We start from the raw sequence: 10,154 nt of genomic DNA, 5'->3' as shown, positions 1-10,154 counted from the left end.
GGGGTTCGGGGCCCGGTGCGTCAGCGGGCGGGTGCGGTCAGCGCCAGGTGCCACGGGTGTCGACGACCTGCTTGCCTTCCAGGCGAGCGCGGTCCAGGGCCTTGAACTCCTTGTGGTCCACCAGCAACAGGACGACGTCGGCCGCCTCGAGTGCGGTGTCCAGGTCGGCCAGCTCGACGTTCGCGATCCCGGTGAGCTGCTTGGGCAGCTCGGTGACATTCGGCTCGACGGCCAGCACCTTCGCTGCGGGCAGGCGTTCGGCCAGCTTCTTGGTGATCGCGACGGCGGGGGACTCGCGCAGGTCGTCGATGTCGGCCTTGAAGGCCAGGCCCAGAGCGGCGATCGTCGGGGAGTCGTTGCCCTCGATCGCCTTGAGCACGTGGTCGATGACCCACTCGGGCTTGTCGTCGTTGACGACGCGCGCCGTGTGGATGAGCCGGGACTCCTGTGGCGCAGCCGAGACGATGAACCACGGGTCGACGGCGATGCAGTGGCCACCGACGCCGGGGCCGGGCTGCAGGATGTTCACGCGCGGGTGGTGGTTCGCCAGCTCGATCAGCTCCCAGACGTCGATGCCCATCTTCTCCGAGATCACCGAGAGCTCGTTGGCGAAGGCGATGTTCACGTCACGGAAGGAGTTCTCGGTCAGCTTCGCCATCTCGGCCGTGCGGGCGTCGGTGGTGAGCAGCTCGCCGGTGCAGAAGATCGCGTAGACGTCGCGGGTCAGCTCGGTCGCGGCGGGGGTCATGCCACCCAGCACGCGGTCGTTGGCGGCCAGCTCGACCATGATCCGGCCGGGCAACACGCGCTCGGGGGCGTGCGAGAAGTGGATGACCGGCTTGCCATCCTTGCCGTCAGCCGACAGGTCGGGACGCTCGGCGAGGATGACCTCGGCCATGTGCTCCGTGGTGCCGGGCGGGGAGGTCGACTCCAGGACGACCAGGTTGCCCTCCTTGAGCTTCGGGGCCAGCGCCTTGGCGGCGGCCTCGATGTAGGACACGTCCGCCTTGTAGCCCTCGGCGAAGGGGGTGGGGACGGCAACGATGAAGACGTCCGCCTCCGGGGTCTCCTTCTGCGCGGTCAGCAGGCCCTTGTCGACGACCTCCTTGAGGACGACGTCCAGACCCTCCTCCACGAAGGGGAGCTCCCCGCGGTTGACCGCGTCGACGTGGCGGTCACTGACGTCCACGCCGGTGACCTTGACGCCGTGCGAGGCGAAGATGATGGCGGTCGGCAGGCCGATGTAGCCCAGGCCGATGACGCAGATGCTGTTGACGGGTAGTGCCATGGGGTCATCCTTCGTGGATCGGGTGTTCGGTTGTCCCGGAGATTGGTTCCAGTGTCCCAGATGGCTGAACGCCACACCGCCGGGATGTGTTCACGTGCTGATCAGTGCTCGCCTCGCAGGCTGGCCGAGCCCTCGACGTTGACCGTGCGGGGCGCCGGACGGTCGACCGAGAAGTCCTCGATCCGCTGGCCGAGGCCGAGCAGCTGTTCGATCGCGGCCACCGTGCGGGACGCGGCCTGCCCGTCGCCGTAGGGGTTCTGGGCCTTGCTCATCGCGTCGTAGCTGGCCTGGGAGGTCATCAGGCGGGAGACCTCGTCGACGATCCGGGCCTCGTCGGTGCCGATCAGGCGCACGGTGCCGGCCGCGACGGCCTCAGGACGCTCGGTGTTCTCGCGCATCACCAGCACCGGGCGCCCGAGCGAGGGCGCCTCCTCCTGCACGCCGCCCGAGTCGGTGAGCACGATGTGCGCGGCATTCATCACGCGGATGAACTCGCCGTAGCTGAGCGGCTCGGTCACCAGGACATTCGGCAGGCCTTCGACGCTGGGCAGCACGGCCTCGCGCACCAGCGGGTTGCGGTGGGCCGGCAGCACGATCGTCATCTCGGGGTAGTTCTGCGCGATGGTGCGCAGCGCACGTCCGACGTTCTCCATCGCACCGCCCCAGTTCTCGCGGCGGTGGGTGGTGACCAGCAGGATCTTCTTGCCCTGCTCCACCAGCTCGGCCACCTGCGGGTGGCTGACCGGCGGGTTCAGGTCGAGCGTGGTGAACAGCGCGTCGATGACGGTGTTGCCGGTGACGACGATGTCGTCGGCGCTGATGCCCTCGCGCAGCAGGTTGTCGCGCGACTGGGTGGTCGGCGCCAGGTGCAGCGAGGTGATCTGGCTGACGATCTTGCGGTTCGCCTCCTCCGGGAAGGGCGACCAGATGTCACCGGAGCGCAGGCCGGCCTCCAGGTGCACCACCGGGATCTGGCGGTACATCGCGGCGATCGCGGCGGCGGCGACGGTGGAGGTGTCGCCCTGCACGAGGACGGCCTTCGGGGCCACCTGCTCGAGCACGGGGTCGATCCGGGCGAAGACCTTGGCCATCAGCGCGTTCAGCGTCTGGCCGGGTTCGAAGACATTGAGGTCGTGGTCGGGCACGATGCCGAACATCTCGTTGACCTGGTCGAGCATCTCGCGGTGCTGTCCGGTGACGGCGATCTCGCAGTGGAGGGTCTCGGAGGTCTCCAGTGCCTTGATGACCGGCGCCATCTTGATCGCTTCGGGGCGCGTGCCGTAGACGGCCAGAACGGTGGTGGTCATGTCGTGGGCTCCACATCTTGAAAGGGGACTGCACCGAACCTAGTACGTGTGCGCCCCGATCCGGTGGCGACTCCCCCTGCGCAGCCCCGACCATCTGCCGTCGGACCCCTGTTGGGGCTAGCGTTGCCCTCGGTTCGCAGCGCAGCGTGGGAGGCAGCATGGGTGCGGTTGACGCCTTGGACGAGTTCGTCGAGGTGGAACTCTCCGGCCTGCGCCGGACGGCCCTGTTGCTGACCGGATCATGGACGCGCGCCGACCGCGCCATCGAGGACGCGCTGGTCACCCTGCTGCGCAGGGGAACCGACTTCGCCGATGGTCCACGCGCGGTGACGGCGGTGCGCCGCGAGATGGTTGCGGCGCTCTCCTGCGCCGACTCACTGGTCGACAGCACGGCAGTTCGAGCCGTGAAGGGCCCTGCCCAGGACCCTTCCGACCGCCTGCTCACCGCGCTCGCGTCGTTGCCCGTCCAGCAGCGGGCAGCAGTGGTGCTGGGCTGGTTCGCCAAGGCCTCGGACGCGGAGGTCCAGGCCGCACTCGGCGTCGTGGACGCGGCAGCGCTGAAGAAGGAGTCAATAGCCAACCTGCGCGCCGAACTGACCCGTACCGGTGACCAACTGGTGCTCGAGGACGAGCTGGCGGACGGCTCCTTCGCCCGCCCCTCCGATCCCCCGAGCGACCCCCCACGCTCCCCGTCCGAACCACCACGATCCCCGTCCGACCCACCACGTTCCCCGAGCGACCCACCACGCTCCCCGAGCTTGTCGAGGGGTGACGCATGATCATCCGCCTCGCCCATGAACTCGACCGCGCCAGCGACGAGCACCATGCGCCAGCCACCACCAGCGCGGAACAGGTTCGCGCCCGGGTGGCCCGCCAGCGAGCCCGGGTGCGCAACCGGGTGCTCGCCGCACTCGCCGCCCTGGCATTGGTGATCGGGCTGGTCGTCTGGTTCCGTCCAACGGTCCGGTTTGGCCCCGCGCCGGCTCCCACACCCACCCCGAAGAGCTGGTGGCAGACCAACTACCACGAGAGCGCCTCGCCCCTGGACGGGCTGGAAATGCCGGACGACGAGGTGAACCGCCGCTGCTCGGTCACCGCGCCAGAGGTTCTCGGACCCTCAGACTTCGAGTTCCGGGGCCCCGGTGCCATCGTCCACGTCTTCGAATCCTCCGAGTACCTGCCCACCCTGAACGAGCAGGTCGACCCAGACGGGACCACGTGGTCCAACTGGGACTACGACGAGTCCCACTCCCGCGCCTGTTACCTGGGTTTCGAGACCACCGGCAACGGCAAGCAACTCACCGCCGACCTGCTGGCCGACGACTCCACCGACTGGAAGACGCTGTGCCGCGACAGTTCCGGCTTTCCCTTCGCCGCCCGCTGGCACGTCGCGAGCTCTGCGCTCGACCCACTGGATGGCAGTCGCAGCGTCGCCCTCTACTCAGACTTCGGGGCGTTGGCGCGGTGCCAGCTGATTCCGAATGGGACGGCTGCCGGGGTTGACTTCATTCCCCCGTCCACGGACGTGTACTACGCCTGCCCGGACCCGGGGCTGGCAGCCGTCGCCGTTGACGCACGAGGCTCCAAGAACATGGTCACCAGGGTGAACTTCAGCACGGTCAGCTTCGTGCGCGACGAACGCGGCGAGCTGACCAGGGCCACCCAGCTCCGTGCGACCGTGGTGGGTGGCGGCATCACCACGACCTTCCCGATCAACAACGGAATCCTGGTCACCAACCGGGTGCTCGACCTGCCGACTCCCCTGCCGGAGGACCCCGACGGCGCCCGGATCCCCGTCAAGGTGGCCCTGCTCGACGATGCCGGCACGGTACTGCGCACCTGTACGGTGCAGTGATGGCCACGGACCTCCCCCTCGAGCTCGGTCGCGCACCCGTCCGCGACCTGGATCCCCTGCTCTGGCACGACATCTGCAAGTTGCGCGCGGACGTCTTCGTCATCGAGCAGGCGTGCATCTATCCCGACCTGGACGGGCGTGACGTCGAGCCCGGCGCCCAGATGGTGTGGGGCACCCGGGGCGGCGAGGTCGTGGCCACCGCTCGAATCCTGCGGGAGACCGACGCGATCAGGATCGGACGGGTCGCCACCGCGCTCAGCGTCCGCGGCACCGGCGTTGCGCAACAACTGTTCGCCTTCGCCCTCGACCAGTGCGAAGAACTCGCACCGGGAGCGCCCGTCGTCCTCAATGCGCAGGCGCCGTTGGAGGGCTGGTACGCGCGTTTCGGCTTCCGCCGCGACGGGGACGACTACGACGAGGACGGCATCCCGCACGTCCCGATGCGGCGCGGCTAGTCGTCCGTCCGCTGGGTTCGCCCATGCTCCACCTCAACCGGCACTGCAGGCACTCCTGTGAATTGTCGGTGCGGGCGGATAGCGTGACCACGTGAATCTGGAAAAGGTGCTCTTCGGTTTCTTCGTGCTGCTCGCAGCGACGATCAACTTCGGGTTCTTCCTCGGCGACATGTCGAACCCGCACCTGCACAATGGGTGGGAGCTCTACCTCGCCGTGGTCGTCAACCTCGTCGCCACCATCCTGAAGCTCGGCGACCGCACCCAGATCGGTGCCATCCACCTGGCCACCTCGTTGGTGGCCGACATCCAGCTGATCGGCGCCACCGCCTTCTACGTCTACGCGACGCAGGTCTCGTCCGCCGGGCTGGACATCCGGGCGATCTCCTCGGTCGTCTCGCTGTCGGGCGGTGCGCTGCTCGCGAATGCCGTCTCGATCGTCCTGCTGGTCGCCGAGACCGTCTCCTACCGTCGCCGCTGAGGTCTGACCGTGGGCAATCCCCTGCTGATGCTCAACTCCCCGCCGTGGCGCGCGGGTGATCGCAGGCTGCGCCGCGTCGCGGTGGAGGTGCCCACCGAGGTGCCCACCACCGCCGCCGTCTTCCTGGTGCTGCGCCGGCTGCGCTGGCCGCTGGTGATGGTGCTGGGGGTGTTCGCCATCTCCGTGTTCGGGTTCACGCTGATCCCCGGCGTGGACGACCAGGGCAATCCCTACCGGATGACGCCCTTCGACGCCTTCTACGTGATGGCCTACACCGCACCGACGATCGGCTTCGGCGAGACGCCCTACGCCTTCACCGTCGCCCAGCGGATGTGGATGACGGTCTGCATCTTCATGTCGGTGACGATCTGGGCCTACGCCCTCGGTGCCACCTTCGCGATGCTGCAGGAGCCGGGTTTCCGCAAGGCGCTGTCGATGCAGCGCTTCCACCGGCGGGTGGAGTCGATGCGCGAGCCCTTCATCCTGATCGCCGGCTACGGCCAGGCAGGTCGGACGCTGGCCCTGGCGCTCGACCAGCTGGGGCGCCGGATGGTCATCCTGGACGAGGACCCCGGCCGGATCGACGTGCTGGTCGCCGACCAGCTCACCGCCGACGTTCCGTCCTTGCAGGGAGACCCGCGCAACCCCGGGATCCTGGGCCTGGCCGGTCTCGGGCACCCCATGTGCGAGGGCGTGATGGCGATGACCGACAAGGACGAGATGAACCTCGCCGTCGTCATGTCGGCCCACCTGTTGCGTCCCGAGATCCCGGTGATCACCCGGTGCAGCCAGCGGGAGAACGTCCCGCGGCTGGAGGACTTCGGACCGCAGGCGGTGATCAATCCCTTTGATCGCTTTGGCCACTACCTGGTGATGGCCCTGTCGAAGCCCGTCACCTACCAGTTGGCCTCCTGGCTGCTGGACGAACCCGGCACCCCGCTGCCGAAACTGCACTGCGAGCTGAGCCACGGACGGTGGATGGTCGCCGCGGACGGACGCTTCGGCGCCGAGGTGACCCGAGACCTGCGGGCAGCCGGGCTGCAGGTCGAGGTGGTCGACCCATCGGCCGGCCTGCCCGACGTCAGCGAGATCGTCGGCTTCGTCGCCGGCGCAGAGAGCGACACCACCAACCTGTCGCTGGCCGCGCACGCCCGGCTGGAGAACCCCGAGGTCTACCTGTCGGTACGCCAGAAGGTCGTGTCCACCGCACCGCTGCTGGAGGCCTTCGAGCCCGACCAGGTCTTCGTCGCGACCGACCTGGTGGCCTTCGAGACCCTGGCCCGGGTGGAGGCGCCGCTGTTCTGGGGCTTCATCCAGCACGTCCACGAGCAGACCGACGAGTGGTCGGCCAAGGTGCTCAAGGACATGCAGGCCCGGCTGGGCAACTACTCCCCAACCGCCATCAAGCTGGTGCTGGACGGACGTGGCGCCCCGGCCGTCTGCCGCTGGCTCGACAAGGGAAACACCTTGACGCTCGGGCAGCTGCTCAGCGACCCGGACGACCGTGACCAGCCGATCGACGTCTACCCCTCCGTGCTGGTGCGCGACGGGCTCACGCAGTTCGTCCCGGACCTCCGCACACCCCTGCAGGTGGGCGACGAACTGGGTCTGCTGGTGCGCACCCGCGGCAACACCTCGCTCTCGCACAATGTCTTCCACGACGAGGCAGTCGAATATCTGGCGACCGGCGAATCGGTCCCCTCGACCTGGTTGTGGCGCCAGTTCCGGGACCGCCGTCGCAACCGAGCCTGAGCCGGCGGTTCCCGGCTGGTGCTCCGGCCGACCCCTGGGGGCCATCCCGGCGGCCGCAGGCTGGCAGTCCCTCGCCGCCACGACCGTGCGACCGGCCAACTGCTGCTGAAGAACGGATGCCAGCCGTCCAGATCGGCGAGTGGAACGTGCAACAGCCCCGATTCGTCCGGTTTTCAGTCAACCCCTCCCCGACCGACTATCCGCCGGGACGGAAGGCGGACCCCATGGACTCCAGCGCCCCGTCCGCGATCGGGAGCGTGCCCTCGCGGGCGGCCTTCACCAGCGCTGCGTGATCGGCCTCGTTCTGGTCTGCGTACAGACGCGCGAACTTCACGAAGGCGTCGGTGGCCTTGCCGCCCCCGCCCAGGTAGCCCGAGATCATGGAGGCTCCGGCGGTGCGGGCGTGGCCCTTGCCCAGCAACGCCCCGACGATGCCGGCGTAGTCGGCCAGCGCCCCGGGCCCGATGTCATTGAGGGGGATCGTCCCCTTCATGTTGCGGAACATCCGTACGTAGTAGTCGCGCCCATCGATCCGGCTCCAGCCCAGCAAGGGATCGGACGTCGACTGCAGCGCCTGCTGGTACTCGACCACACGCTGGCCCTGGTGCGAGTGCCGGGGGACGTCGCCGTGCACATAGGGTGCCAGCACTGACCGCCTGGCCTCCTTCAGCTGCAGGAAGAGCACGTCGTCGGGGCTCGACCCCTCGAGCAGCGCGACATAGGCGCGCAGCCCCACCGACCCGACTCCGACGACCTTGTGGGCGATGTCGACCAGGTGGTAGCCGCCCACCACGCGACGCCAGTGCGGCGCCAGCGACCACAGGTAGTCGTCCAGGCCGACGGCAACGGCGTTGTACTCGTCGTCGTGCAGCCGGGTGATCAGCGGCGGCTCCTCGACGATGCGGCGGTTGCCCTGCTCGTCCTGTTGGGTGAAGCGCGGCAGCGCGCGGTCACTGGTGCGCTTGCGGGCGGTCCGCGCCGACCGGACGATCGCCTCCCGCAGGGAGGTGTCCTGGGCCCGGTCGCGCAGGGTGTCGACGTCGAGGCGCTCGAAGGAGCGGCGCAGCAGCGGTTGGGTGGCGAGCTCGGCGATCGTCGACCGGTAGCTCGCGACGCAGTTCGCCACGGCGTCGGCGCAGTTCTGCTCGGAGTAGCCATTCTCGCGTCCGGCGCAGACGACGGCCGTGGTGAGCCGGCGCAGGTCCCACTCCCAGGCGCCGGGATGAGCCTCGTCGAAGTCGTTCAGGTCGATCACCTGCGCGCCCTCGGGCGAACGGTAGAAGCCGAAGTTGCCCAGGTGCGCGTCACCACAGACAACCGGCCGGATCCCGGACGCGGGCAGGTGTGCGACGTCGTGCGCCATCACGACCGCCGACCCCCGAAGGAAGCCGTAGGGGGAGCTGGCCATCCGGCCCACCCGGACCGCCACCAACTCCGGGACCCGTCCCTCGTGCGAACCGCGGATCAGGTCGATCGGGTCCGCCGAGCGCACCGAGGGGTCCCAGTCTGCGAGCGATCGCACGGGCACCTGCTCACGCAGGGACCGCCCGAAGGCGACACGCTCCTCGCGGCTCGTGGTGCGATGGCGCAGCGACTCGAACTGGGCGTTGTCCGTCTTGGGGTGAACGGGGTGACCGATGTGTGGCATGGGCGCTCCTTTTTCGCCGCCAGACTAGTGCTCTGGGCACAGCCGGGTGACCTGCCCACAGCGGAACCCCGGGCCGAGAGCGTGCCCCCCACCAGCACGCTCAGACGTTGGCCGGCACCTGCGTCCCGGCCCCGCGACGACGGACGTGCACCTCGGGCTCGGCGCCCTCGGCCACGTCGCTCGAGGGGGCAGCTGCGCTGTCCGTGGCATGGTCACAGCCACCGCAGGACGAGCCACAGCCGGCACCCACGGCCGATCCGCAGGCAGCCACGTCAGCAGCACCATGGCCAGCATGACCGTGCTTGGCACCGCGCGCGCTGAGCAACTCCATCGGGTCGATCTCCTCACCGTCCGCACCCTGCACGGTGAAGCCGAGGTCGGCCAGCATCCGCAGGTCGGCGTCACCGGCCTGTCCCTCGCTGGTCAGGTAGTCGCCGAGGAAGATCGAGTTGCAGATCTCGAGTGCCAGCGGCTGCATGGAGCGCAGGTGGTACTCGCGTCCGGCGGCGGCGCGCACCTCGACGTCGGGGCAGACCAGCCGCGCCATCGCCAGGATGCGCAGGCAGCGCTGGGGGGTGAGTTCCTGGTGGCCATGCAGCGGGGTGCCCTCGAAGGGGAGCAGGAAGTTCACCGGCACCGAGTCGACGCCCAGCTCCCGCAGCGCGAACAGCACGTCCACCAGTTCCTCGTCCGTCTCGCCCATGCCGGCGATCAGGCCGGAGCAGGGCGAGAGTCCGCCGCGCTTGGCGGTCTCGACGGTGTCGACGCGGTCGGAGTAGCTGTGCGTGGAACAGATCTCGGCGTAGTTCGACTCGGCCGAGTTGAGGTTGTGGTTGTAGGCGTCCGCACCGGCCTCGTGCAGGGTGCTGGCCTGCTGTTCGGTCAGGAAGCCGAGGCAGGCGCACACCTCGACCTCGGGGTTTTCGGCCTTGATGTGCCCGATGATCTGCCCAACGCGGTCGACGTCCCGGTTCGACGGGCCACGACCCGACGCGACCAGGCAGACGCGGCGCGCGCCGCCCCCGACGCCCGCCGTGGCGGCGGCGGTGGCCTGCTCGGTCGACAGCCAGCTGTACTTCAGCACGCCGGTCTTGGCGCCCAACGACTGCGAGCAGTAGGAGCAGTCCTCGGGGCACAGGCCCGACTTCAGGTTGACCAGGTAGTTCAGCTTGACGCGGCGTCCGAAGAACTTCCGGCGGACCGCCGAGGCGGCGGCCACGACGCCCATCAGTTGGTCGTTGCCGCTGCCGAGCACGGCCAGCGCGTCCTCACGGCTGATCGAGGTGCCCGACAGGGCGGTGGCGGTGATCTGGTCGAGGTCCAAGGTGGTCATGTCAGCTCCTGGGTTGTGGGCGGGATGAGGGTGAGCGG

The 10,154-nt window shown here is 69.1% G+C and carries 9 protein-coding genes; 5 read left to right on the top strand and 4 right to left on the bottom strand.

The genetic code is table 11. The features are described from left to right. Positions 1-37: 37 nt before the first annotated feature. Together wecC and wecB are read right to left on the bottom strand one after the other, a co-directional pair. Positions 38-1,288 carry a UDP-N-acetyl-D-mannosamine dehydrogenase gene (gene wecC, locus ABD089_RS11535; protein WP_343886562.1) on the bottom strand — a complete coding sequence of 417 codons (1,251 nt, stop codon included), beginning with the start codon at positions 1,286-1,288 and terminating at the stop codon, positions 38-40. A 101-nt stretch (positions 1,289-1,389) separates the two neighbouring features. Beyond that, positions 1,390-2,595: a non-hydrolyzing UDP-N-acetylglucosamine 2-epimerase gene (gene wecB, locus ABD089_RS11530; RefSeq protein WP_343886561.1), complete on the bottom strand. Its 1,206-nt coding sequence runs from the start codon at positions 2,593-2,595 to the stop codon at positions 1,390-1,392. A 158-nt stretch (positions 2,596-2,753) separates the two neighbouring features. Between wecB and ABD089_RS11525 the strand changes: the two genes are divergently transcribed. From ABD089_RS11525 to ABD089_RS11505, 5 genes are all read left to right on the top strand, one after another. Next, on the top strand, positions 2,754-3,374 hold the full coding sequence (locus tag ABD089_RS11525) for a SigE family RNA polymerase sigma factor (RefSeq protein ID WP_343886559.1): 621 nt from the start codon (positions 2,754-2,756) through the stop codon (positions 3,372-3,374). Then, positions 3,371-4,450, top strand: a complete 1,080-nt coding sequence (locus ABD089_RS11520) for a hypothetical protein (protein ID WP_343886558.1) — start codon at positions 3,371-3,373, stop codon at positions 4,448-4,450. The genes ABD089_RS11525 and ABD089_RS11520 overlap by 4 nt, the downstream gene beginning before the upstream one ends. Next, on the top strand, positions 4,450-4,905 hold the full coding sequence (locus ABD089_RS11515) for a GNAT family N-acetyltransferase (protein ID WP_343886557.1): 456 nt from the start codon (positions 4,450-4,452) through the stop codon (positions 4,903-4,905). The genes ABD089_RS11520 and ABD089_RS11515 overlap by 1 nt, the downstream gene beginning before the upstream one ends. Positions 4,906-4,996: 91 nt before the next feature. Next, positions 4,997-5,383, top strand: a complete 387-nt coding sequence (locus ABD089_RS11510) for a DUF6394 family protein (protein WP_343886556.1) — start codon at positions 4,997-4,999, stop codon at positions 5,381-5,383. Between the two features lie 9 nt (positions 5,384-5,392). After that, positions 5,393-7,135 (top strand): potassium channel family protein, encoded by a 1,743-nt coding sequence (locus ABD089_RS11505; protein ID WP_343886555.1) that lies wholly within the window; start codon positions 5,393-5,395, stop codon positions 7,133-7,135. 196 nt (positions 7,136-7,331) lie between these two features. On the opposite strand, the gene ABD089_RS11500 is transcribed toward ABD089_RS11505, so the two are convergent. Next, positions 7,332-8,783 carry a DUF2252 domain-containing protein gene (locus ABD089_RS11500; RefSeq protein ID WP_343886554.1) on the bottom strand — a complete coding sequence of 484 codons (1,452 nt, stop codon included), beginning with the start codon at positions 8,781-8,783 and terminating at the stop codon, positions 7,332-7,334. A 100-nt stretch (positions 8,784-8,883) separates the two neighbouring features. After that, complete coding sequence (gene bioB, locus ABD089_RS11495) at positions 8,884-10,116, bottom strand: biotin synthase BioB (protein ID WP_343886553.1); 1,233 nt, start codon at positions 10,114-10,116, stop codon at positions 8,884-8,886. Positions 10,117-10,154: the final 38 nt, after the last annotated feature.

The organism is Luteococcus sanguinis (assembly GCF_039527675.1).
Classification (GTDB): Bacteria; Actinomycetota; Actinomycetes; order Propionibacteriales; family Propionibacteriaceae; genus Luteococcus; species Luteococcus sanguinis.
This window is presented reverse-complemented; position numbering and strand designations above follow the sequence as displayed.

Excerpts from the sequence above, each read along its gene's own strand:
- wecC (WP_343886562.1), bottom strand. The coding sequence starts at position 1,288 with ATGGCACTACCCGTCAACAGCATCTGCGTCATCGGCCTGGGCTACATC.
- wecB (WP_343886561.1), bottom strand. The coding sequence starts at position 2,595 with ATGACCACCACCGTTCTGGCCGTCTACGGCACGCGCCCCGAAGCGATC.
- bioB (WP_343886553.1), bottom strand. The coding sequence starts at position 10,116 with ATGACCACCTTGGACCTCGACCAGATCACCGCCACCGCCCTGTCGGGC.
- ABD089_RS11515 (WP_343886557.1), top strand. The coding sequence starts at position 4,450 with ATGGCCACGGACCTCCCCCTCGAGCTCGGTCGCGCACCCGTCCGCGAC.
- ABD089_RS11525 (WP_343886559.1), top strand. The coding sequence starts at position 2,754 with ATGGGTGCGGTTGACGCCTTGGACGAGTTCGTCGAGGTGGAACTCTCC.
- ABD089_RS11500 (WP_343886554.1), bottom strand. The coding sequence starts at position 8,783 with ATGCCACACATCGGTCACCCCGTTCACCCCAAGACGGACAACGCCCAG.
- ABD089_RS11520 (WP_343886558.1), top strand. The coding sequence starts at position 3,371 with ATGATCATCCGCCTCGCCCATGAACTCGACCGCGCCAGCGACGAGCAC.